Below are 21,999 nucleotides of genomic sequence, written 5' to 3'. Positions count from 1 at the left end.
CCATCCTGCTCTTCGTCAGCGCAGTGGCAACTCCGCCCACAGGCCGTCGGCATCCTCCCGGCAGGGAAGTGCACGTAGCGATTGTCCGGAGCAGGGCCCCGCCACGCACTCGCCACTCTCGATCAGGAACAGCGCACCGTGGTGGGCGCAGCGAAGCAGGCTGCCGCTGTCGTCCAGGAAGTCGTCTTCCCGCCATTCCAGCGCCAGGCCGCGATGAGGGCAGTGGTTCAGGTAGACATAGGGTCTGCCATCGCGGCGTACCGCCAGCAGCCTGCGGTTCTGGATGGAAAAGCCTCGGCTGCAGCCTTCGGTCAGCTCCTGGGGGGCGCACAGTCGGATCATCGGCATCTCCACACGGGGCGGCGATTATCGCCCAGGCGCCGGAGCCTGTCGCTCTTCAGGCGTCGGGAGGTGTCGTGCCGGCTGCGGCCATCGGTGTGCGATCGGGGCGCGACCAGATCCACAGGTTGCCGATGGCCATGCCGGCGATGACCGCATAGAGCCAGTAGCCATGTGGCAGGGTGGTGAGCATGACCAGCAGCGCCACGAGCATCGACAGGCTGGCGGCAACCTTGGCTTGCCGTGCAATGGCACGCCCGTTGCGCCAGTTGGAGAGGATCGGGCCGAACAGGCGGTGATTCTCCAGCCATCGACTCAGGCGGGGCGAGCTACGGGAGGCAGCCCAGGCCGCGAGCAGCACGAATTCCGTGGTCGGCAGCCCAGGCACTACCAACCCGATCAAGCCTACGCCCAGCGAGGCATAGGCGAGCAGGGCATACAGCAACCGGACCAGAGGAGAGCGAGGCATGGAGCTCAGGCGGCCAGGGCCTGCGCATAACTGTGCTGCAGGAGCACCGTGAAGCGCTCGAACGCCGCCAGGGCACCCGCTTCCGCCTGCCGGTCTTCCTCATCGGAGAGCTGTAGGTCGTCCAGTGTCTGGGTGAATAGCTTCCAGCCAGCCGCACGGCCACCCTCTGGTTCGCCCAGGTGACGGGCGCCGAATGTCTCGTTCAGGCCCAGTGCGGCGACACGCTTGATCAGAAAGGCGGCGCCGAGCTTGGAACCCTCGGACACGAATAGCCAGCCAAGCGCTTCGGCACGCGAGAGCTCTGCCGGAGCACCCGGTATCGCCTTCGGCAGGGCGGCGCCCAGGTCACCCAGGTCGGCTTGAGCCTGACGGGCGCGACAGCGCGCGGCGAGGTCGGGGAAGATGGCGATCAGTTCGGCGTCCTGATAGAGCGCCTGCAACTCGGACTGGAACAGATACTGTGCCTGCACGAAGGGCGTGAAGTTCTCGCGGCTGCTGAATGGGTCATGCGCCTTGACGGCGCTGTCGAGGCGCTCGTGCGGGGCGTGAGTGGCCTGATTGAGGCGCTGGGAGCGCAGCGTGCTCATGGTGATGTCCTTTAGATAGGGTGTCAGTGAGACGAGACGAATGAAGCGTTGGAACGCGTAAAACTGCCCTTCCACGCCAGTCAGTGGTGCTGGCGGATGGGAGGGCAGTTCGGGTATGGGTCAGATGTCCCAGACCAGGTTGATGGCGAAGTTGCGACCCGGCTGTGTCAGGCGTTCGAGGTTGGCCGGTGCTGTGACAGCCGCCTCGCCCAGCCCGCTTTCGCCAACGCTGGCGTAGCCGCGTACGTCGTCCCACAGCCAGTACTTCTTGTCGGTCAGGTTGTAGATGCCGGCGTTGACCGTCAGGTCGTCGGTGATCTGGTAATAGCCGGTGAGATCGAGGATGCCGAAGCCGGGGCTGGCGAACTGGCGGCTGGTGCCGTCCGGCGCATTGAAACTGGTGTTGTCGATGCGCGTCTTGCGCTTGACCACTGTCCAGTTCAGCAGGCCGCCGAAGCGCTCCTGTTCGTATCCGAGGCCGAACACGCCGGTCAGCGGGTTGACGCTGTTCAGCGGTTCGCCGTTGTCGTCGTTGCGCCCCCGGGCATAGGCGATCATCCCCTGAGCGTACATGCCCGGCAGGGCTCCGAAGCTGTCGAGGTTCAGGCGGCCCTTGGCTTCGATGCCACGGATACTGGCATGACGGATATTACGGCTCTGGAACTCGAGGTTGCCGGAGTTGGGCTGTAGCTGGTCCTCGTCGATGAAGTCACGGTACTCGTTGTAGAACGCGGTTAGGCCGAAGTTGCCCGATTCGAAATTGCCACGCAGGCCGGTTTCCAGGCCGCGGCTCTTTTCCGGCTCCAGATCAGGATTGGGCTCGACGGTGTAGCCTCCCGCCAGGTTCTCGAAGCGGCCGTACAGGGCCTTCGCGGTTGGCGTGCGGAAGCCTTCGGCATACTGGCCGAACCAGGTGTAGTGGTCGTCGAAGCTGTAGGTCACGCCGAGCTTGGGTGATACCCGGTGCCAGGTCTTGTCGTCATCGTTGTAGCCGGTGACGTCGGTGCCGTTGATGTTGGCCAGGAATTCGTCGGTCAGCTCCGGGCTCAGGCGGGTGTAGTCATAGCGAACGCCCGGCAGGAAGGTCCACTGGTTCCATCGAATCTCGTCCTGCAGGTACAGGCCGTAGGAGTGGATGGTCGGGTCGGGGAAGTCGCTCTGCGTGGCGATGGTGTCGGCAGCATTGGTGCTGATCGCGCCGATCGTCGGGCAGGCGGCGCTCAGCACGCGCAGGCAGACGCCCTTGCCGGAACGTTGGCCGGTGACTTCCTGGCGCTTGATGTTGAGGCCATAGGTCAGCAGGTGATCGGTCGCGCCGATGGCGAATGCCTTGTCCAGCTGGGCGTCGAGCACCCACTGGCGATCCTTGTAGTAGGTGTCGCGGTAGCGCATCACGTCGCGGCTGACGGCGCCAGTGAAGGGATTGCCCGGTACGTAGCGTTCCTGTGTGCTCTGGTCGGTCTTGGCAATCTGGTAGTTCAGGCTCCACTTCAGATTGTCGACCAGCAGGCTGTCCAGCGCGAGGCGATGCTCCAGGCCGAAACGTTCCCGGGTGATGGTGTCGTTGCCGCTGCGATCGCGATAGTAGCCGGAGCCTACACCGGGGGTCGGGGCGTTGAACGGTCCGCCCACCGCGCTCAGTTGGTCGGTGTCGCGGTCGTCCTTGTACTTCTCGTAGGTCAGTTGCAGACGGTCGCTGTCGTTGTAATTCCAGCCCAGCTTGGCCAGCAGGTTGGTGGTGCGTACGTCCTCGGGGTTGGCTTCGGTGCGGCCTAGCCCGGTGCTGCCGGTATTGCCGTAGGACTCGGTCTCGTGACCGTTGCGCTGAGAGAGGTGCAGCAGGGCGTCGAAGGCGTCGTGACGGCCCGCCACGGTGCCCGAGGTGAGCCAGCTGTCGTCGGCGGAGCTGTAGCCGCTCTTGAGGCGCGCACCGACATCACGGCCTTCGTCGAGAATGTCGTCCGCGTCCAGGGTGAAATAGCTGACCGCGCCGCCGATGGCGTTGCTGCCATACAGGGCGGAGGCCGGGCCGCGAAGAATCTCCACGCGCTTGACGATCTCCGGGTCGACATAGTTCCGGTGGGTTTGCGCATAAGGGCCGTAGAAGAAGCTGCTGGGGATTTCCACCCCGTCCACCTGGGTCAGCACCCGGTCGCCATCGATACCGCGAATGTTGTAGCCGGTGGTGCCTGCACGCTGGCCGGCTCCGCCCACGGACACGCCGGGCTCGTCGCGCACCAGTTGGCGGATGTTGTTGACGTTGTTGCGGTCGAGTTCGGTGCGGCCGCGGACACTGACGGTGTTCGGCACATCATCGACGTTCTGGGAGCGGCGGGTAGCTGTGATGGTCTGCGGTTGCAGCTCCATGGCCCTTGAGTGTGCGGCGCGCTGTAGCACGACGTTGTTCGGCCCCACCTGCACGAACACCAGCCCACTGCCTCCCAGCAGACGGCGCAGTGCCTGCTCTGCGGAGAGGCTGCCGGAGACGCCAGGCGACTGGATGTTCTCGGCCAGCTCCGCCTGCAGGCCGATCTGCCAGCCGGTGACTTCGCTGAATGCGTTGAGTGCGGAGCTCAGTGGCTGACGCGCGATATCGAAGCGGAAGCCGGCCTGGGAGTGAGCGCTCACCTCGGCCGCCAGGGCCATGCCGGTGGGCGCTGAGGCCAGGGCGACGGACAGTGCCAGCAGGGACATGGCGCGTAGCGGGAGATCGGCTGGGGTACGCAGGCGATCGAGGGTGGAGCGTCGGGAGGAGGCGTTCATCGGAGCTCTCTTCTGGTCAGTATTCGTCATTTAAATGCGAATTAATAGCATTGGCATTTGACGAAACGAACGAGTTCGCCGGATCGCGTAAAAAAACTTTCGGCCCAGAAAAATCTGGCTGATGGAGTAGGTGCAGGGGAAGCACACAGCCGTATCGTCTGGACCAGACTTCGGCGGCAGGGGTGGCGCGGCGTGGGGTGTGTGCGGCTCAGTCGAGGATCAGCACGTGAGGCAGCTCGTGCAGGCGAGAGGAGGTCACCTGGGCAAGCGAGCGCATCGCACCGAGCGGATCGTCCAGGCGGTAGTTGCCGGTAACATTGAGCCCGGCCAGACGCTCGTCGGTACTGATGATCCAGCCGGGGTAGTAGCGGCGAAGCTCGGCGAGCACCTCGCCCAGCGGGCAGTTGTCGAATACCAGACGGCCCTGCACCCAGGCCAGGTGTGGCTGGCTACTGGCTGTGTGTGTGCGCGTGCCGAATCCATCGGGGCCGACGCGGATGCTGTCGCCGGCACCCAGGACCACGCTGGAGTCGTTACGTCGGGTACGCAGGTCCACCTCGCCCCGTTCCACGCTGACTTCCGCCTCTTCGTTCAGGTAGCGCACGGCAAAAGCGGTGCCGCGAACGCTGACCTGCACCGGCCCCGCATCCACCTCGAAAGGGCGGCTGCGATCATGGGCGACGTCGAAATAGGCTTCGCCGTAGAGCAGGCGCGTCGTGCGCCGATAGTCATCCATACGGCTGGCCAGGGCGGTATCGGTGTTCAGCAGGACGCGTGAGCCATCCGCCAGCTGCAATTGCTGGCGCTGACCGACGGATGTCACATGATCGGCCTGCAGGCGTTGCGGGATGTCGCTCTGCAACACGGCGGCGACGGCGATCAGCAGTCCTGCTGCAGAGGCCGCCGCTCGCCGGGCGAGGCGCCGTCGCTGGCGGTGTCGGTGGTTAGCCTGATGCTGCAGACCCTCGGCGGCCACATCGAGCAGTGGCGATCCCCACAACTGGCTGGCTCGCCGGTAGGCGCGCTCGTTCTCCTGGCTGGCCTGCAGCCAGGCCTCGAATGCTCTGCGGGTGTCCTCGTCGGCATCCTCCAGTCGAATCAGCCAGTCCAGCGCTTCGGAAAGACGCTGTGCATCGGCTGTCGTTGTCTGGGATGAAGCGGTCACGCGTGAATCCTCGGGGCGAGAGCGCTCATTGTCGTCCAGGCCCCGATGGATGGATAGCCCATCACGTCGATTCTTCCAGGCGATCCAGGACGTCGATGCAGATGGCCATGATCAGCTTCAGTTCCTTCTGCACCGTGCTCGCCGATACGCCCAGTTGATCGGCGATCTCGGCGTAGCCACATCCGTTTAGGCGGCTGAGGATGAATATCTGCTGCTGGCGCGGAGTCAGTCGCTCCACCGCGGATCCCAGCCTTTCGAGCAGTTGCTCGGCATGCAGGCCCTCCTCGGCGGACGGCGCATTCGATGGTACGGCCTGCAGCTCCTCGTCCGAGATGTCATCCAACAGAGTGCGAGATTGCATACGCAGGCGTCGCAGGTGATCGAGAGCGAGGTTGCGCCCGGTCTGGAACAGGAACGGCTCCAGGTGTTCCACCTTGCGCTGCAGCAGCGTACGAGCAACGCGCAGATAGGTTTCCTGAACGAGCTCTTCGGCGATGCTCGGGTTCTTGACCATTCTGGCGAGTGTCCGCAGCAGGGGAGTGCGCTGGGCGAGAAACACCGTATCGAGGTTGGAACTGCTCACAAGATATCCATCTCGCACAAAATGATAATTATTATTATTCAGTGGGTGGCGCGGGCACAACCCCGCGTGCTTGGCGTGCTCGATCGTCCGCATGGATCGTCATTGGATAAATTCTCTTATGAGAATGCTTCTCATGATTATGGGTTTTTTGGATTCGCTGGGATAACCTGCGCAGCGCCTTATGCATCCGAAATACCTTGGTGCGGAAGCACATTCGACAGCCTGGCGAGCAAAGCCATGACCGCCTCATCCACGCTGCACTGCCGCTGGCGACATCTGCCCGAGGGGCAGTCCGGGCTGTTCGAGGCTGTTGCCGCGTGCGGGGTGCCGAAGCGTACGGACTGGTGTGGCTGGTCGAAATTTCCCTGGCTCTGGAGGCCTGAGATGCGTCTGATAAAAGCCGTTCTACTGAGCAGCAGCATGCTGTTCAGCCATGCCGCCGCGGCCAATGACCTGCCCCAGCGCTGGGTCAGCTCCGGCGGTTCGCTGAGCGAATGGGTCGTCGCATTGGGTGGCGAGAGCCGTCTGGTGGGCGTTGACACCACCAGCCAGCGCGCCTTGTCCGCGGAGGGCGTGCTCTCTCTGCATCCGGACATCCTGATTGGCAGCGAGGAGATGGGGCCGCCACCCGTGATCGCGCAGATTCGTGCGGCCGGGATCCGTATCGAAACGCTGCCTGCCACCCCCGACCAGGCGGTACTGGAGCGCAATGTGCTGCGCATCGGCGAGTTGCTGGGCGAGCCAGTGCGAGCCCAGCAACTGATCTCCACCTATCGCCAGCGTCTGCAGCGGCAGGCCGCATGGGTTTCCCAGGCCAGGAGCCATCAGGCGCCGCCGCGCGTACTCATGCTCCTGGGGCATGCCGGTAGCAATACGATGGCGGCGGGCAAGGACAGTCTGGCGGTCTGGCTGATCGAGCAGGCGGGTGGCGAGAGCCGTACCGATCATTCCGGCTACAAATCGATTTCCAGTGAGGCTCTCCTAGCCATGGATCCGCAGGTCATCATCTTCGCGGACCGCGCATTGCAGGGAGAGGCCGCGCGCCAGGCCCTGGTGCACCAGAACCCGGTGATCATGCAGACCAGCGCCGGGCGAGAGGGGCGCCTGCTGGGCCTGGATCCGACCCTGCTGGTCGGTGGTCTCGGCCCGCGACTGCCGGAAAGCCTGGCCGAGCTGTCGGCAGCCTTTTATCCTGCGCAAAAGGCCCTGATTGTCGAGGATCGATGAACCCGCTGTTACGACCTCGCCCATTGCTGCTGGCTCTGGGCGCTATGCTCCTGCTCTCGTTCTGGCTGTCGCTGGCCCTGGGGCCGATCCGTCTTCCCCTGGGCGATACCCTGATGGCGGCACTGCGCCTGTTCGGTCTCCCGGTCGAGGCCCGGGGGCTGGAGCAGGCCGAGCTTATCGTCGGGCAGATACGATTGCCGCGAAGTTTGCTCGGGCTGAGCGTCGGTGCTGCGCTTGCGTTGTCCGGCGTGGCGATGCAGGGCCTGTTTCGTAACCCCTTGGCCGACCCCGGCCTAGTGGGCGTGTCTGGCGGTGCGGCGCTGGGCGCTGCCGTGGCCATCGTTGGTGGCAGCATGGTCGGAGGCCTGTCGCCAGCCTGGGCGCCCTATCTGCTTTCCCTCTGTGCCTTCATGGGTGGCCTGGCGGTGACTGCCGTGGTCTATCGCTTCGGGCGTCGCGATGGCCAGACCAACGTCGCGACCATGCTGCTGGCGGGCGTCGCGCTCACTGCCATGTCCGGCGCGGGCGTCGGCCTGTTCACCTACCTGGCGGATGACGCCACCCTGCGCAGCCTGACGTTCTGGAATCTCGGCAGCCTCAACGGTGCCAGTTACCCGCGCCTGTGGCCGCTGCTGCTGGTGGCCGCTGGCGTGGCGCTCTGGCTGCCGCGTCGGGCATCGGCGCTCAATGCGTTGCTGCTGGGCGAGTCGGAGGCGCGCCACCTGGGGTTCGATGTGGAACGCCTGAAGCGCGAGCTGGTGCTGTGCACGGCGCTGGGCGTCGGCGCCGCCGTCGCGGCAGCTGGGCTGATCGGTTTCATCGGCCTGGTGGTGCCGCACCTGATGCGCCTGCTGGTCGGGCCGGATCATCGCGTGCTGCTACCGGCATCGCTGCTGGCTGGTGCGAGCCTGTTGCTGCTGGCCGATCTGCTGGCCCGGCTGGTGCTTGCCCCGGCCGAGCTGCCAATCGGTATCGTCACGGCGCTGATCGGTGCGCCGTTCTTCCTCTACCTGCTGGTACGGGGGAAAGCCTGATGCTGCAGGCGAGTGGGCTTGGCGTACGCCGTGGAGGGGCGCTGGTGCTGGATGAGGTCGATCTAGCCCTCAGGCCCGGTGAGGTTCTGGGTGTGCTCGGGCCCAATGGTGCGGGCAAGAGTACCCTGCTCGACGCCCTGTGCGGCGAGCTGATCCCGGCATCCGGAGATGTCCGTCTGGATGGTCGTCTCCTCGGCGACTGGCCCGTTCAGGAGCGCGCGCGGCGCCTGGCCGTGCTGCCGCAGAGTTCGAGTTTGAGTTTTGCCTTTGCGGTGGTCGACGTGGTCGCCATGGGGCGCCTGCCGCACGCCAGTGGCAGATTGCGTGACAGAGAGATCGTCGATGCTGCGCTGCATGCTGCGGATGCCGGTCATTTGCGTGAGCGCAGCTACCTGGCGCTGTCCGGCGGTGAGCGTCAGCGCGTGCATCTGGCCAGAGTGCTGGCGCAGCTGTGGCCGGGCGGCGAAGGGCAGGCACTGCTGCTGGACGAGCCGACCTCCGCCCTCGACCCGCTTCACCAGCACACCACACTACAGGCCGTACGAGACTTCGCGAGCCAGGGAGCGGCGGTGCTGGTCATACTGCACGACCTCAATCTGGCCGCCCGCTACTGTGACCGCATCTTGCTGCTGCGGCAGGGCAAGCCCCATGCCCTGGGCAGTCCCTCTGAGGTTCTACAGGACAGGCCGCTATACGAAGTGTTCGGTCTCGAGGTCTTGGTCCAGCGCCACCCAGAGCGCGGCCATCCGTTGATCATTGCACGCTGAGTCCAGCGAGAGACGCCCATGCGAATGTTTCTCCTCTGCTGTCTTTCCCTCCTGGCTGCCTGCCAGGCCCGTGGCGTGCTGCCACCACCGGCTCCCATCGCCCCCGAGGGGCGTGACCATGCCCAACTGGGCCAGATCATCGAGCTGGCCAGCGGTGACCGGCTCGAACCCGGGCAACTGGTCGAACGCCTGGCCAGCGCTCAGCGCGTGCTGGTCGGCGAGCAGCACGACAACCCAGACCATCACGCCCTGCAGCTGTGGTTGTTGCGAGAGCTGGCGGTACGCCGTCCGCAGGGCAGCGTTCTGATGGAGATGATCGGGCCCGGTCAGCAGGCTGCGGTCGATCAGGCGCAGGCGGATACCCGTGCGGGGCGCCCCCCGGCGGATGCCTATGCGGCTCTGGACTGGCAGGCGGGCTGGGATTGGGGATTGTACGGTGCCCTGGTCGGTTACCAGCTGCGCCAGCCATCCCCCTTGCTGTCGGCCAATCTGGATCGAGCCGAGATCATGCAGATCTACCGGCAGCGGCCCAGGCTGGAGGGGCAGGCCTCCACGGCATCGGCGGTCCAGCAGAAGCTGGAGCAGGACATCCGCGCATCACACTGCGGCCTGCTCCCAGATAGCCAGATTCCCGCGATGCTTGCGGTGCAGCAGCAGCGCGACCGGCACATGGCCGAACGCCTGGCTGCCGCACCGCAGCCTTCCCTGCTGCTGGCGGGCGCTTTTCATGTTCGCCGGGATCTGGGCGTGCCCCTGCACCTGAGCGATCTGGGCTTGGCGAGCGGCAACGCCGTGCTGGTGTTTGCAGAGGTCGGTAGCGAGCCTGAGCCCGGTAGTGCCGACTATGTCTGGCATACAGCGGCCAACCCTGCAAAAGATCACTGCGCCGAATTGCGTCGCTAGCTCCGACACGGGCCGTCGAGGCAGGACGAGCGGGCAGGCCTAGGAGGCTTTCAATATGCCCGTGCTAACGGGCGTCTATATGCTTATGTAAATTTCGTATTTGTTTTTGAATTCTTATATCCATTATTTTCTCGTCACAGCTTGTTATGACAAGTAGAGATTAGAGACGAGAACATGGCCGAACTGCTTCCCCTGTCCCCCGTGCCGCTGTACAGCCAGCTCAAGGAGCTGCTGCGTGGGCGCATCCTCGACGGTACCTATCCGCCGCACAGCCGCATGCCTTCGGAGAGTGAGCTGGGCCAGGCGTTTGGCGTCAGCCGCATCACCGTGCGCCAGGCGCTGGGGGACCTGCAGAAGGAAGGGCTGATCTTCAAGATCCACGGCAAGGGCACCTTCGTCGCCAAGCCCAAGGCGTTCCAGAACGTCAGCACTCTGCAGGGCCTGGCCGAGTCCATGTCGCAGATGGGCTACGAGGTGATCAACCGCCTGCACAGCCTCAAGCATCTACCGGCCAGCGCTCGTGTCGCCGAGCGCCTGGGGCTGGAGGAGGGCGCGCCGGTGACCGAGATCAAGCGCGTACGCCTGGTCAATCGTGAGCCGGTATCGCTGGAAGTCACCTACGTGCCGCGCACCGTCGGCGAGAAGCTGGAGAAGGCCGATCTGGTGGCGCGCGACATCTTCCTGATCATCGAGAACGACTGCGGCATCGCCCTCGGCCATGCCGATCTGGCCATCGACGCGGTGCTGGCTGACGCCGACCTGACCCGCGCGCTGAACGTGGAGGAGGGCGCGCCGATCATGCGTATCGAGCGTCTGACCCACGCCGCCGACGGCACACCGTTGGACTTCGAATACCTCTATTACCGCGGTGACGCCTTCCAGTACCGCCTGCGCATCGACCGCCAGAAGGGCTCCCACGCATGAACACCATCGAACGCGAATACGACCTGGTGGTGATCGGCGGCGGCACCGCCGGCCCGATGGCGGCGATCAAGGCCAAGGAGGCCAACCGCGAGCTGCGCGTGCTGCTGCTGGACAAGGCCAACGTCAAGCGCAGCGGCGCCATCAGCATGGGCATGGACGGCCTGAACAACGCGGTGATCCCCGGCCACGCCACGCCGGAGCAGTACACCAAGGAAATCACCATCGCCAACGACGGCATCGTCAATCAGGCGGCGGTGTACGCCTACGCCACCAAGAGCTTCGAGACCATCGAGCAGCTCGACCGCTGGGGCGTGAAGTTCGAGAAGGACGAGACCGGCGACTACGCGGTGAAGAAGGTCCACCACATGGGCGCCTACGTGCTGCCGATGCCCGAGGGGCACGACATCAAGAAGGTGCTGTACCGCCAGCTCAAGCGCGCACGGGTGGAGATCACCAACCGGGTCATCGCTACCCGCCTGCTGACCGACGCCGAGGGCGCGGTGAACGGGGTGATGGGCTTCGATTGCCGCACGGCGGACTTCCACCTGATCCGCGCCAAGGCCGTGGTGCTCGCCTGCGGTGCCGCCGGGCGCCTGGGCCTGCCGGCCTCGGGCTACCTGATGGGCACCTACGAGAACCCGACCAATGCCGGCGACGGTTACGCCATGGCTTACCACGCTGGCGCCGAGCTGGCGAACCTGGAGTGCTTCCAGATCAACCCGCTGATCAAGGACTACAACGGCCCGGCCTGCGCCTACGTCACCGGCCCGCTGGGCGGCTACACCGCCAACAACAAGGGCGAGCGCTTCATCGAGTGCGACTACTGGTCCGGGCAGATGATGTGGGAGTTCCACCAGGAGCTGGAGGGCGGCAACGGCCCGGTGTTCCTCAAGCTCGACCACCTGGCCGAGGAAACCATCCAGAACATCGAGGAAATCCTGCACAGCAACGAGCGCCCCAGTCGCGGCCAGTTCCACGCCAACCGTGGCACCGACTACCGCACCGGCATGGTCGAGATGCACATCTCCGAGATCGGCTTCTGCTCTGGCCACAGTGCCTCGGGTGTGTGGGTCAACGAGAAGGCCGAGACCAGCGTGAAGGGCCTGTACTCGGCCGGCGACATGGCCGCCGTGCCGCACAACTACATGCTCGGCGCCTTCACCTATGGCTGGTTCGCCGGGGTCAACGCCGCCGAGTACATCGCCGGGCGTGACTTCACCGAGGTCGACGCGCAGCAGGTCGAGCGCGAGCAGGCGCGGGTCTATGCGCCGCTCAACCGTGAGCACGGCCTGCCGCCAGCCCAGGTCGAGTACAAGCTGCGGCGCATGGTCAACGACTACCTGCAGCCGCCCAAGGTGACCAAGAAAATGGAGATCGGCCTGACCCGTTTCGCCGATATCCAGCGCGACCTCGACCAACTCAAGGCCAACAACCCGCACGAGCTGATGCGCGCCCTGGAAGTCAGCGTGATCCGCGACTGCGCCGAGATGGCCGCACGCGCCTCGCTGTTCCGCGCCGAGAGCCGCTGGGGCCTGTACCACCACCGTGTCGACCACCCGCAGCGCAACGATGTCGAGTGGTTCGCCCACTGCCACCTGAAGAAGGGTGAGGTCGGCGAGATGACCAGTTTCAAGAAGCCGGTGGAGCCGTACCTGATCCCGCTGGATGACGAGGAGCAGCACGCCTATGAGCGCCTGCGGGTGCGTAGCGACGCCGCCTGACCACAACACCGCGTGCAAGGCCCCGAGCAGGGGCCACAGAAACGAGAGAGCCACAGGCTCCGAGGAACCGTGACATGGCCTACCAGCCCCAGGAAATCTTCTTTCGCAGCAATGCGCCGGTGACCATCGACGAGGACAAGTGCATCGCCCACAAGGGCTGCACCGTGTGCGTCGAGGTCTGCCCGATGGACCTGCTGGCGATCAACCCGGCGACGCAAAAGGCCTACATGGCCTTCGACGAGTGCTGGTATTGCATGCCCTGCGAGAAGGACTGTCCGACCGGCGCGGTTAAGGTGGAAATCCCTTATCTGCTGCGCTGAGTTCTTCCTTCTCCCCTCGGGAGAAGGTGCCCGAAGGGCGGATGAGGGAGGCCGAGTCGCCTGGAACACCCTCACCCCAACCCTCTCCCAAGGGGAGAGGGAGCGAAAACGCTACCCGGCCCACCGCCGGACGCCTGATGCACCAACCCCTCGTTTCCCACCAGCCGACCGACTGGCGGAGACGATTCCAATACTCATGATTCGAGGGGAAACACCCATGCGCTTGCGTACCACCCTGGCCGGCCTCGCCCTGGCCATCGCCACCGTTCACGCCCAGGCCGAGACCATCCGCGTCGCCATCGGCACCCAGGACACCACCATCAACTGCGCCACCGGCGGCCTGCTCATCCGCGAGCTAGGCCTGCTCGACAAGTACCTGCCGAAGGATGGCAAGTACCAGGACGTGAAGTACGAGATCGAGTGGAAGAACTTCACCAGCGGCGCGCCGCTGACCAACGAGATGGTCGCGGGCAAGCTGGACTTCGGCGCCATGGCCGACTTCCCCGGCTCGTTCAACGGCGTCGCCCACCTCGATGCCGGCAAGCGCAGCCTGTTCCTCAGTGTGCTGTCCGGCAGCACCCGTGGCAGCGGCAACGGCATCGTAGTGCCGGCGGCCTCCAGCGTGCAGTCGCTGGCCGAGCTGAAGGGCAAGACCATCTCCGTGCCATTCGCCTCCACCGCCCACGGCATGCTGCTGCGTGCCGTCGCCGCGCAAGGCTGGGACCCGCAGAAGGACGTGCGCATCATCGCCCAGGCCCCGGAAATCGCCGGCTCGGCCCTGCGCAGCAACCGCATCGAGGCGCATGCCGACTTCGTGCCGTTCGCCGAGCTGTTCCCCAACCGTGGCTTCGCCCGCAAGATCTACGACGGCTCGCAGGCCAACGCGCCGACCTTCCATGGCGCGCTGGTCGATGCCGAGTACGCCAAGAAGTACCCGGAAGTGGTCACCGCCTACCTGCGTGCCAGCATCGAGGCCGACCGCCTGTTCGCCGAACAGCCTGAGAAGTACAGCGAGCTGATCGAGAAGGTCACCGGCATCGAGGCCGAGGTGAACTACCTGTTCCACGGCCCGCTCGGCCTGCAGACCCGCGACCTGACCTGGAAGCCGGAGTACCGCAAGGCGCTGGCCACCTCCATCGACACCCTCAAGCTGCTGAAGAAGACCGACCGCGGCCTGGACGTGGACCAGTTCGTCGACGACCAGTACATCCGCGCCGCCTTCAAGCAGGCCGGTCGCGACTACGACAAGGCCCTGGCCGACTACCAGCCGTTGCCGCTCAAGGCCAACGACGCGCTGACCGGCAAGCCGATCACCGACGTCTCGCGCCTGGCGCAGATTTGGGTGCGTGGCGAGGACAAGGTGCGCCACTACAGCTCGCCGGAAGCCGCGCTCAAGGCCCTGGCCGCGCTGGAGCAGGAGGGCAAGGACATCCGCGCCATCTATGCCCAGGCCACCGACAGCGGCATCAAGCTGCTGGCCAACCAGGCCTGGTTCGTGCGCAACGGCAAGGGTGAGCTCTCCGCCTTCCTGCTCAAGGACCAGGCCGAGGCCTACGCCCAGCAGCACGGCGGCACCGCGCTGGACTTCGTCAGCGCCAACCAGCAGGCCGTCGCCAGTCTTTGATGGACGGACAGCTCCCTCTCCCTCCGGGAGAGGGTTGGGGTGAGGGCCGGTGTTGCCAGCTAAACCCTCACCCCCGGCCCCTCTCCCAAAGGGAGAGGGGAGGTCCATGACCTGGAGATTCTCATGAATCATTTATACCGCTGGCCCCTGCGTCTGGCCTCGCTGGCCTCCTGCCTGCTGTTCTGGCAGCTGGCTGCCACCACGCGCCTGGACCTGGGCCTGCTCACCTTCACTTATGTGCCCACGCCCAGCGCCGTGCTTGGCGCTGCCTGGCAGTTGCTGCACTCCAGCCAGCTGCTGGCGCACCTCGGCAGCAGCCTGGGCCGGGTATTCGCCGGCTACCTCAGCGCCGCCGTGATCGGCGTGCTGCTCGGCTTGGCCATCGGCCGCTCGAAATGGGCCGAGGACAGCCTGCTGCCGCCACTGGAAGTGCTGCGGCCGATTCCCGCGGTGGCCTGGATTCCCCTGGCCATCCTGATGTTCCCGTCGTCGGAACTGTCGATGGTGTTCATCACCTTCACCGGCGCGCTGTTCCCCATCCTGCTCAACACTATCCACGGCGTGGAGGGCGTCGATCCGCGCCTGATCGCCTCGGCGCGCAGCCTGGGGGCAGGGCGCCTGGCCATCCTGCGCGAGGTGATCCTGCCCGGCGCGGCGCCGAGCATTGTCACCGGCCTGGCCATCGGCATGGGCACCTCATGGTTCTGCCTGGTCACCGCCGAGATGATCTCCGGCCAGTTCGGCATCGGTTACTACACCTGGGAGTCCTACACCATCCAGAACTACCCGGACATCGTCGTCGGCATGCTGCTGATCGGCCTGCTCGGCATGGCCAGCAGCGGCCTGGTCAAGCGCCTCGGCGGCCTGGCCACGCCCTGGTACCGCAGCGGAGCACAGCGATGAGCGTCTACCAGAAAGCCCCCGAGCCCGGCCGCATCGACGGCCGCCAGCTGTCCATCCGCCTCGGCCAGGGCCGCGAGGCCTTCGAGGCGGTGCAGGCGTTGGACTTCGTCGTCGAGCCCGGCGAGTTCGTCTGCATCCTCGGCCCGTCCGGTTGCGGCAAGTCGACCCTGCTCGGCGCTCTGGCCGGCCACCTGCGGCCCGCCGGCGGCAGCCTGCTGGTGGACAACGCGCCGGTGGCCGGCCCCTCGCCGGAGCGCGGCATGGTGTTCCAGCACCACACCCTGCTGCCCTGGCGCAGCGTGCTGGACAACGTTGCCTTCGGCCTGAAGATGCAGGGCATAGGCCGCGCCGAGCGGCGTCGCCAGGCCGCCGAGATGCTGCGCCTGGTCGGCCTGCAGGACTTCGCTGCGCGCTGGCCCAACCAGCTCTCCGGCGGCATGCAGCAGCGCGCCGAGATCGCCCGCGTGCTGATCAACCGCCCACGCCTGCTGCTGATGGACGAGCCGTTCGGCGCACTGGATGCGCAGACCCGTGCGCGCATGCAGGAGCTGCTGCTGGATATCTGGACGCGCATCCGCACCACCGTGGTGTTCGTCACCCACGATATCGACGAGGCGCTGTTCCTCGCCGACCGCATCCTGGTGATGAGCCCGCGTCCGGGCCGCTTCATCGAGGACCTGCGTCTGGACTTCCCGCGCCCGCGCAACGCCAGCCTGCTGACCAGCCCCGGCTTCGTCCACCTCAAGCGCCACTGCCTGGACTTGCTGCGCCACGAGGACGGCCGCGAATTGCCGCGCCTCACGCCGCTGGGCCTGCCCACCACCGAACATCCGCCACTGCGAATCGCCCTATGACTGCTCTGATTACCGACAATCCGGACATCCTCGACCTGCAGCCGCGCCTGGCCGATGCCGACGCCGGCGTGCGCCGCATCGCCCTGATCGAGCTGGCCGACCTGGAAGACCCCGACGCCTTGCCCTGGCTGACCCAGGCCCTGGGCGATGACCCCGCCGCCGAGGTACGCGCAGAGGCCGCGCGTCTGCTGGAAGCCTGGGAGGAGCCCGAGGTAGTTGCAGCCCTGTGCGCCGCCCTGGCCGATGCCGCCGAGGAAGTGCGTGCCGCCTCTGCGCAGAGCCTCTCCGAGCTGAAGAGCGCCGAGGCGGGCAGGGTGATCCTGCCCTGGGCTGCCCATGGCGATGCCTTCGTCCGCGCCAGCGCTTTACGTGCTCTGCGCGAGCTGCGCCTGGCCGAGGCTGCGCCGCTGGCCCTGGGCGCGCTGCATGACAGCGATGCCTTCGTTCGTCGCGAGGCGGTCGGCATCCTCGGCTGGCTGAAGCAGACCGACGCGCTGCCGGCCCTGGCCAACCTGGCCAGCCGCGACCCGGACACCGAAGTGCGCCGCGCCGCCACCGGCGCCCTTGGCCTGGCCTGCGACACCAGCGTGCTGCCGGCCCTGCGCGCGGCCCTGCGTGATCGTGAATGGCAGGTGCGCGAGGAGGCCGCCACTACCCTGGGCAAGGTCGGCCAGACTGAGGCCGGCCCGGCGCTGGTCGAGGCCCTGGCCGATGGTTACTGGCAGGTGCGCCTGCGCGCCGCCCGAGCACTCGGCAAGCTGCGCTTCGCCAGTGCGCTGGAGGCGCTGGTGGAGCTGCTCGGCCACAGCATCAGCAACCTGCGCAAGGAAGCGGCCCTGGCCCTCGGCGAACTGGCCGATCCGGCCGCGCTGCCGGCCCTGCAGGCGGCGGAGAACGATGGCGACCCCGAAGTACGTAAGGCCGTGCGCATCGCCCTCGGCCAATTGCAGGGCGCCGCGCGATGAACGCGCCCAGCGCCTTGCGCAGCGCTGCCGGCCAGCTGCGCCTGGAGTGGCCGGACGGCCAGGTCAGCCAGCTCAGCCACGCCCGCCTGCGCGCCGCCTGCCCCTGCTCGCAGTGCCGCGCGGCGCGCCTGCACGGGCGTATCGATACGGCGCCGAGCGAGGTGCGCCTGCGCGCCATCAGCCAGCAGGGCTATGGCGTGCAGCTGGTGTTCAGCGATGGCCACGACAAGGGCATCTTTCCCTGGAGCTACCTGCGCGATATGGACTGAGCCATCGAGGGCAAGTGGCGAGAGCTGCGCGTGTTCACACGCGAGCCACTGGCCGAGGCTTGGAGGCAATCCCGAAATTCTGGAAGCTCATATATTCAATAAAGTTTGATAAATAAAATTATTTGTTATTTTTTAGTTATATGAGGCGAGCATAGAGTAGCCCTCAACGCGGCGATGCAGACCTTCTGCCAGCCCCGACTAGCCAACTAGAGGACTCGCTTATGCCGGCCGTTGAAATCACCCCAAACACCCGCCGCCCGCACGATCTGCGCAGCGTACTGGAAGTTTCCAGCGGCGAACTGCTGGCTCGCGCTCGGGCCCGAGGCGTGGAGCAGGGCAATGCCTATGCGGGCAGCCTCTATCCACCGGAGGCCTGGGCTTTGGCAGAGGCGGGTGCCGTGACCCTGGTGGACGTGCGTACTGCCGAGGAGCTGAAGTACGTCGGCCGCGTCGCCGGCAGCGCCCATGTGGCCTGGCAGACCGGCCCGGCGATGATCAAGAACCCGCGCTTCCTGCGCGAATTGGAAAATCGCGCCGCCCGCGACACCGTGCTGGTGTTGCTGTGCCGTAGCGGCAAGCGCTCCGCCGCTGCCGCCAAGGCTGCTACCGAGGCAGGCTTCACTCAGGTGTTCAATGTGCTGGAGGGCTTCGAGGGCGACCTGGATACCCAGCAGCAGCGCGGCGACTCTGGCGGCTGGCGCCACTGGGGCCTGCCGTGGCTGCAGGACTGACCCTGACCACCTCCCTCTGACCCTCGGGCAGGCCGCGATGGCGGTCGGCAAGGATTCCGTATGTCCAACAAGCTCTCCGCCGCTCCTTCCGATGGCCTCATCCAGACCCCGAGCGAGGTCGTATCGCGCCCGGTCAACTGGCAGCTCGATCAGATCGTCGAACAACTGCGCGCCGCCCGCGCCGAGTGGCGCAGCAGCACCGGCCGCGCCCGTGAGCTGGGCAGCCGCGAGCTGCCCTCGCGCCAGGCTCTGGAAGGCATCTTCGCCGACCTCTGCGGTGCGCTGTTCCCCATGCGCCTCGGCCCCAGCGACCTGCGCCAGGAGAGTGAGGACTTCTACGTCGGCCATACCCTGGATAGCGCGCTGAACAGCCTGCTCGGCCAGGTGCGCCTGGAGCTGCGCCACGCCGCCCGCCAACGCGGCGAACCGGAGGAGGGCAGCGATGCCGATGCGGTGCAGATCGTCCGCGACTTCGCCGCCGCGTTGCCCGGCCTGCGCCGCCTGCTCGACAGCGATGTGATCGCCGCCTATGCCGGCGACCCGGCCGCGCGCAGCGTCGACGAGGTGTTGCTGTGCTACCCCGGTATCCTCGCTGTGATCCACCACCGCCTGGCCCATCACCTGTACCGCGCCGGCCTCTCGCTGCTGGCGCGCATCGGCGCGGAGATCGCCCATTCTGCCACCGGCATCGACATTCACCCCGGTGCGCAGATCGGCCACAGCTTCTTCATCGACCACGGCACCGGCGTGGTGATCGGCGAGACGGCGGTGATCGGCAACCGGGTGCGCATCTACCAGGCCGTGACCCTCGGCGCCAAGCGCTTCACCGCCGACGAGAGCGGCCAGCTGCACAAGGGCCAGGCCCGCCATCCCCTGGTCGAAGACGATGTGGTGATCTACGCCGGGGCCACCATCCTCGGGCGCATCACCATCGGCAAAGGTTCCACCATCGGTGGGAACGTCTGGCTGACGCGCAGCGTGCCACCCGGCAGCAACGTCACCCAGGCGAGTTTGCAACACCAGGCAGGCAACGCCGGGTAAACCACGGCGGCCCTGCGGCCAACCCTACGCGTACGACTTCCACGGCTGCCGCCTCGGTGGCCGGCGGAGCCCTGCGCGGCATAAAACGACATTAGGAGTGAAGCATGTCTGACAATCAGGATGTACGGTTGGCGCTAGGCGACAATGCCGCCCGCCAACTGGCGAACGCGACCAAGACCGTACCGCAACTTTCCACCATCACCCCGCGCTGGCTGGTGCACCTGCTGCAATGGACGCCGGTGGAGGCGGGCATCTTCCGCCTGAACAAGGTGAAGAACCCGCTCAACGTGCAGGTCGCCTGTTCGCAGCGTGACGAGGCGGCGCTGCCGCAGACCTTCGTCGACTACGAAGACCAGCCGCGCGAGTACTTCCTCAACGCGGTGAGCACCATCCTCGACGTGCACACCCGCGTCTCCGACCTGTACAGCAGCCCGCATGATCAGATCCGCGAGCAGCTGCGCCTGACCATCGAGACGATCAAGGAGCGGCAGGAAAACGAGCTGATCAACAACCCGGAATACGGCCTGCTGGCCAGCGTCGATCCGACCCAGCGTATCTCCACTCTGACCGGTGCGCCGACCCCGGACGACCTCGACGAGCTGATCGCCAAGGTGTGGAAGGAGCCGGCCTTCTTCCTCGCCCACCCGCTGGCCATCACCGCCTTCGGCCGCGAGTGCACCCGCCGTGGCGTGCCGCCACCGACCATCAGCCTGTTCGGCTCGCAGTTCCTCACCTGGCGCGGCCTGCCGCTGATCCCGTCGGACAAGATTCCGTTCGACGAAAACGGCAAGACCAAGATTCTGCTGCTGCGCGTCGGTGACAAACGCCAGGGCGTGATCGGCCTGTACCAGCCGGGCGTGGCCGGCGAGCAGAGCCCGGGGCTGTCCGTGCGCTTCATGGGCATCAACCGCAACGCCATCGCCTCCTACCTGATCTCGCTGTACTGCTCGCTGGCGGTACTCACCGAAGATGCCCTGGCCGTGCTCGATGACGTGGAGGTCGGCAAGTACCATGACTATCCAGACACTTACAAATAACCCAGGGGCCAACAGCCCTGAAGCCGCGCCTGGCCTACCGGATATCGGCAGCCTGGCGCAACTGGCCAACGAGCTGTTCGCCAGCCTGCCTGGTGGCGGCACGCGCCCCGGTGCACCCAGCAGTGTGCCGAGCCTGAGCGCTCATGAGGCGCCGCTGCAGGCCACGCCGCCGGCCGGCACGGCGGACGGGCTCGATCTCGGTTCGCCCGAGGCCTATACCGCCGCCATTCCGCAGGTGTATCCGGGGGCGTCGATCCTGGCGCCGGCCGGTGGCGGCGCTCCGGCTTCGCCGTTCTACTTTGCCGGCGGTGGCAGCGCCTATCCGCAGGCTTCGCCGTCGGCGGCGTCCGCCACGGACAACCGCGTTGACGCGCAGCCGTTCGGCTTGCCCGGTGGCGATGAACTGGGGCGCATCGTGCAGTCGATCGTCGCGCGCCAGGAGCCGAGCCATGCTGCACCGGCCAGCTCGGCGGGGCAGTTCTACTTCCTCGACCAGGGTGGTGCGCCGCGTCTGGAGAAACAGCCGGAAGGCCGCGGCCAGCCGCAGCCGGCGGGCAGCTTCGACGTCAACGCGGTGCGTCGCGACTTCCCCATCCTGCAGGAACGGGTTAACGGCAAGCCGCTGGTGTGGTTCGACAACGCCGCCACTACGCAGAAGCCGCGCCAGGTGATCGAGCGCATCAGCTACTTCTACGAGCACGAGAACTCCAATATCCACCGCGCCGCGCATGAGCTGGCGGCGCGCGCCACCGATGCCTACGAGGGCGCGCGGAGCAAGGTACGGCGCTTTCTCGGCGCGCGTTCGGAGGAGGAGATCATCTTCGTGCGTGGTGCCACGGAAGGCATCAACCTGGTGGCCAACACCTTCGGTCGCAAGTTCATCGGCGCCGGCGACGAGATCATCGTCTCCCACCTGGAGCACCACGCCAACATCGTGCCCTGGCAACAGCTGGCCGCCGAAGTGGGCGCGAAGATCCGGGTGATTCCGGTGGACGACACGGGGCAGATCATTCTCGAGGAGTACGCCAAGCTGCTCTGCCCGCGCACCAAGCTGGTGTCCGTCACCCAGGTCTCCAACGCTTTGGGCACGGTAACGCCGGTGGCCGAGATCATCGGCCTGGCCCATGCGGTGGGCGCGCGGGTACTGGTGGACGGTGCCCAGTCGGTCTCGCACCTGCGGGTCAACGTGCAGGCGTTGGATGCCGATTTTCTGGTGTTCTCCGGGCACAAGATCTTCGGCCCTACCGGCATCGGCGTGGTCTACGGCAAGCGGGATCTGCTGGAGCAGCTACCGCCCTGGCAGGGCGGCGGCAACATGATCGCCGACGTGACCTTCGACAAGACGGTGTACCAGCCAGCCCCGGCGCGTTTCGAGGCCGGTACCGGCAACATCGCCGATGCCGTCGGCCTGGGGGCGGCGCTGGACTATGTCGAGCGCCTGGGGCTGGAGAACATCCAGCGCTACGAGCATGACCTGCTGCAGTACGCCACCCGTGGCCTGCAGGGTATTCCCGGCCTGCGCCTGATCGGCACCGCCGCACACAAGGCCAGCGTGCTGTCCTTCGTGCTCGACGGCTACCGCACCGAGGAAGTCGGTGCCGCCCTCAACCGCGAGGGCATCGCCGTACGCTCCGGCCACCACTGCGCGCAGCCGATCCTGCGCCGTTTCGGGGTCGAGGCCACGGTGCGACCGTCGCTGGCGTTCTACAACACGGTGGATGAAATCGATCTGCTGGTCAGCACGGTGCAGCGCCTGGCCAACCGGCGCTGAGG

The 21,999-nt window shown here is 66.3% G+C and carries 22 protein-coding genes; 16 read left to right on the top strand and 6 right to left on the bottom strand.

Features of this window, described 5'->3' with window-relative positions:
* Nucleotides 1-15: 15 nt before the first annotated feature.
* The 6 genes from IB234_RS12515 to IB234_RS12490 all read right to left on the bottom strand — a co-directional run bounded on the left by IB234_RS12515 (nucleotide 16) and on the right by IB234_RS12490 (nucleotide 5,906).
* Nucleotides 16-342, bottom strand: a complete 327-nt coding sequence (locus IB234_RS12515; RefSeq protein ID WP_192318055.1) for a Rieske (2Fe-2S) protein — start codon at nucleotides 340-342, stop codon at nucleotides 16-18.
* Between the two features lie 55 nt (nucleotides 343-397).
* Nucleotides 398-808, bottom strand: a complete 411-nt coding sequence (locus IB234_RS12510) for a YbaN family protein (protein WP_192318053.1) — start codon at nucleotides 806-808, stop codon at nucleotides 398-400.
* A gap of 5 nt (nucleotides 809-813) precedes the next feature.
* A complete protein-coding gene (locus tag IB234_RS12505; protein ID WP_192318051.1) occupies nucleotides 814-1,395 on the bottom strand; it encodes a biliverdin-producing heme oxygenase in 582 nt (193 codons plus the stop codon).
* A 120-nt stretch (nucleotides 1,396-1,515) separates the two neighbouring features.
* The gene (locus IB234_RS12500) at nucleotides 1,516-4,158 is read right to left on the bottom strand and encodes a TonB-dependent receptor (protein WP_192318049.1); all 2,643 of its coding nucleotides are present in this window, start codon (nucleotides 4,156-4,158) and stop codon (nucleotides 1,516-1,518) included.
* 208 nt (nucleotides 4,159-4,366) lie between these two features.
* Nucleotides 4,367-5,323, bottom strand: a complete 957-nt coding sequence (locus tag IB234_RS12495) for a FecR family protein (protein WP_318652009.1) — start codon at nucleotides 5,321-5,323, stop codon at nucleotides 4,367-4,369.
* Nucleotides 5,324-5,384: 61 nt separating this feature from the next.
* On the bottom strand, nucleotides 5,385-5,906 hold the full coding sequence (locus IB234_RS12490) for an RNA polymerase sigma factor (RefSeq protein ID WP_192318047.1): 522 nt from the start codon (nucleotides 5,904-5,906) through the stop codon (nucleotides 5,385-5,387).
* Nucleotides 5,907-6,290: 384 nt separating this feature from the next.
* On the opposite strand from IB234_RS12490, the gene IB234_RS12485 reads away from it, so the two are divergent.
* From IB234_RS12485 to IB234_RS12410, 16 genes are all read left to right on the top strand, one after another.
* Nucleotides 6,291-7,133 (top strand): heme/hemin ABC transporter substrate-binding protein, encoded by an 843-nt coding sequence (locus IB234_RS12485; protein WP_192318045.1) that lies wholly within the window; start codon nucleotides 6,291-6,293, stop codon nucleotides 7,131-7,133.
* 50 nt (nucleotides 7,134-7,183) lie between these two features.
* On the top strand, nucleotides 7,184-8,167 hold the full coding sequence (locus IB234_RS12480) for a FecCD family ABC transporter permease (protein ID WP_192319070.1): 984 nt from the start codon (nucleotides 7,184-7,186) through the stop codon (nucleotides 8,165-8,167).
* Entirely contained in the window at nucleotides 8,167-8,934 is a 768-nt protein-coding gene (locus IB234_RS12475; RefSeq protein WP_192318043.1) for a heme ABC transporter ATP-binding protein, read from the top strand. The genes IB234_RS12480 and IB234_RS12475 overlap by 1 nt, the downstream gene beginning before the upstream one ends.
* A gap of 18 nt (nucleotides 8,935-8,952) precedes the next feature.
* Nucleotides 8,953-9,837, top strand: a complete 885-nt coding sequence (locus tag IB234_RS12470) for a ChaN family lipoprotein (protein ID WP_192318041.1) — start codon at nucleotides 8,953-8,955, stop codon at nucleotides 9,835-9,837.
* A 174-nt stretch (nucleotides 9,838-10,011) separates the two neighbouring features.
* Nucleotides 10,012-10,761, top strand: coding sequence for a GntR family transcriptional regulator (locus tag IB234_RS12465; protein WP_192318039.1), 750 nt, complete (start codon nucleotides 10,012-10,014; stop codon nucleotides 10,759-10,761).
* Nucleotides 10,758-12,482 (top strand): fumarate reductase/succinate dehydrogenase flavoprotein subunit, encoded by a 1,725-nt coding sequence (locus IB234_RS12460; RefSeq protein ID WP_192318037.1) that lies wholly within the window; start codon nucleotides 10,758-10,760, stop codon nucleotides 12,480-12,482. Before IB234_RS12465 ends, IB234_RS12460 begins: the two co-directional genes overlap by 4 nt.
* 74 nt (nucleotides 12,483-12,556) lie before the next feature.
* Nucleotides 12,557-12,802, top strand: coding sequence for a ferredoxin family protein (locus IB234_RS12455; RefSeq protein ID WP_043310664.1), 246 nt, complete (start codon nucleotides 12,557-12,559; stop codon nucleotides 12,800-12,802).
* A 217-nt stretch (nucleotides 12,803-13,019) separates the two neighbouring features.
* A complete protein-coding gene (locus IB234_RS12450) occupies nucleotides 13,020-14,426 on the top strand; it encodes an ABC transporter substrate-binding protein (protein ID WP_192318035.1) in 1,407 nt (468 codons plus the stop codon).
* Nucleotides 14,427-14,549: 123 nt separating this feature from the next.
* Nucleotides 14,550-15,329 (top strand): ABC transporter permease, encoded by a 780-nt coding sequence (locus IB234_RS12445; protein ID WP_192318033.1) that lies wholly within the window; start codon nucleotides 14,550-14,552, stop codon nucleotides 15,327-15,329.
* Entirely contained in the window at nucleotides 15,326-16,183 is an 858-nt protein-coding gene (locus IB234_RS12440) for an ABC transporter ATP-binding protein (protein WP_192318031.1), read from the top strand. Before IB234_RS12445 ends, IB234_RS12440 begins: the two co-directional genes overlap by 4 nt.
* On the top strand, nucleotides 16,180-17,148 hold the full coding sequence (locus IB234_RS12435; protein ID WP_192318029.1) for a HEAT repeat domain-containing protein: 969 nt from the start codon (nucleotides 16,180-16,182) through the stop codon (nucleotides 17,146-17,148). Before IB234_RS12440 ends, IB234_RS12435 begins: the two co-directional genes overlap by 4 nt.
* Nucleotides 17,145-17,417 carry a DUF971 domain-containing protein gene (locus IB234_RS12430; RefSeq protein ID WP_192318027.1) on the top strand — a complete coding sequence of 91 codons (273 nt, stop codon included), beginning with the start codon at nucleotides 17,145-17,147 and terminating at the stop codon, nucleotides 17,415-17,417. The genes IB234_RS12435 and IB234_RS12430 overlap by 4 nt, the downstream gene beginning before the upstream one ends.
* Nucleotides 17,418-17,638: 221 nt before the next feature.
* Nucleotides 17,639-18,148 (top strand): rhodanese-like domain-containing protein, encoded by a 510-nt coding sequence (locus IB234_RS12425; RefSeq protein WP_192318024.1) that lies wholly within the window; start codon nucleotides 17,639-17,641, stop codon nucleotides 18,146-18,148.
* A 60-nt stretch (nucleotides 18,149-18,208) separates the two neighbouring features.
* Nucleotides 18,209-19,189, top strand: a complete 981-nt coding sequence (gene epsC / locus IB234_RS12420) for a serine O-acetyltransferase EpsC (RefSeq protein ID WP_192318022.1) — start codon at nucleotides 18,209-18,211, stop codon at nucleotides 19,187-19,189.
* 104 nt (nucleotides 19,190-19,293) lie between these two features.
* Nucleotides 19,294-20,226, top strand: coding sequence for a family 2A encapsulin nanocompartment shell protein (locus IB234_RS12415; protein WP_192318020.1), 933 nt, complete (start codon nucleotides 19,294-19,296; stop codon nucleotides 20,224-20,226).
* Nucleotides 20,201-21,997, top strand: a complete 1,797-nt coding sequence (locus IB234_RS12410; RefSeq protein WP_192318018.1) for a family 2A encapsulin nanocompartment cargo protein cysteine desulfurase — start codon at nucleotides 20,201-20,203, stop codon at nucleotides 21,995-21,997. The genes IB234_RS12415 and IB234_RS12410 overlap by 26 nt, the downstream gene beginning before the upstream one ends.
* The last annotated feature ends 2 nt before the right edge of the window (nucleotides 21,998-21,999 follow it).

The sequence above is a fragment of the Pseudomonas sp. PDM16 genome, assembly GCF_014851865.1.
Classification (GTDB): domain Bacteria; phylum Pseudomonadota; class Gammaproteobacteria; order Pseudomonadales; family Pseudomonadaceae; genus Aquipseudomonas.
The sequence above is the reverse complement of the archived record's forward strand: the minus strand, read 5'-3'. Positions and strand labels throughout refer to the sequence as shown.

Coding starts and splice junctions, on each gene's coding strand:
- IB234_RS12510 (WP_192318053.1), bottom strand. CDS start 808: ATGCCTCGCTCTCCTCTGGTCCGGTTGCTGTATGCCCTGCTCGCCTAT.
- IB234_RS12455 (WP_043310664.1), top strand. CDS start 12,557: ATGGCCTACCAGCCCCAGGAAATCTTCTTTCGCAGCAATGCGCCGGTG.
- IB234_RS12445 (WP_192318033.1), top strand. CDS start 14,550: ATGAATCATTTATACCGCTGGCCCCTGCGTCTGGCCTCGCTGGCCTCC.
- IB234_RS12470 (WP_192318041.1), top strand. CDS start 8,953: ATGCGAATGTTTCTCCTCTGCTGTCTTTCCCTCCTGGCTGCCTGCCAG.
- IB234_RS12485 (WP_192318045.1), top strand. CDS start 6,291: ATGCGTCTGATAAAAGCCGTTCTACTGAGCAGCAGCATGCTGTTCAGC.
- IB234_RS12440 (WP_192318031.1), top strand. CDS start 15,326: ATGAGCGTCTACCAGAAAGCCCCCGAGCCCGGCCGCATCGACGGCCGC.
- IB234_RS12475 (WP_192318043.1), top strand. CDS start 8,167: ATGCTGCAGGCGAGTGGGCTTGGCGTACGCCGTGGAGGGGCGCTGGTG.
- IB234_RS12450 (WP_192318035.1), top strand. CDS start 13,020: ATGCGCTTGCGTACCACCCTGGCCGGCCTCGCCCTGGCCATCGCCACC.
- IB234_RS12515 (WP_192318055.1), bottom strand. CDS start 342: ATGATCCGACTGTGCGCCCCCCAGGAGCTGACCGAAGGCTGCAGCCGA.
- epsC (WP_192318022.1), top strand. CDS start 18,209: ATGTCCAACAAGCTCTCCGCCGCTCCTTCCGATGGCCTCATCCAGACC.
- IB234_RS12500 (WP_192318049.1), bottom strand. CDS start 4,158: ATGAACGCCTCCTCCCGACGCTCCACCCTCGATCGCCTGCGTACCCCA.
- IB234_RS12415 (WP_192318020.1), top strand. CDS start 19,294: ATGTCTGACAATCAGGATGTACGGTTGGCGCTAGGCGACAATGCCGCC.
- IB234_RS12465 (WP_192318039.1), top strand. CDS start 10,012: ATGGCCGAACTGCTTCCCCTGTCCCCCGTGCCGCTGTACAGCCAGCTC.
- IB234_RS12425 (WP_192318024.1), top strand. CDS start 17,639: ATGCCGGCCGTTGAAATCACCCCAAACACCCGCCGCCCGCACGATCTG.
- IB234_RS12410 (WP_192318018.1), top strand. CDS start 20,201: ATGACTATCCAGACACTTACAAATAACCCAGGGGCCAACAGCCCTGAA.
- IB234_RS12430 (WP_192318027.1), top strand. CDS start 17,145: ATGAACGCGCCCAGCGCCTTGCGCAGCGCTGCCGGCCAGCTGCGCCTG.
- IB234_RS12435 (WP_192318029.1), top strand. CDS start 16,180: ATGACTGCTCTGATTACCGACAATCCGGACATCCTCGACCTGCAGCCG.
- IB234_RS12505 (WP_192318051.1), bottom strand. CDS start 1,395: ATGAGCACGCTGCGCTCCCAGCGCCTCAATCAGGCCACTCACGCCCCG.
- IB234_RS12460 (WP_192318037.1), top strand. CDS start 10,758: ATGAACACCATCGAACGCGAATACGACCTGGTGGTGATCGGCGGCGGC.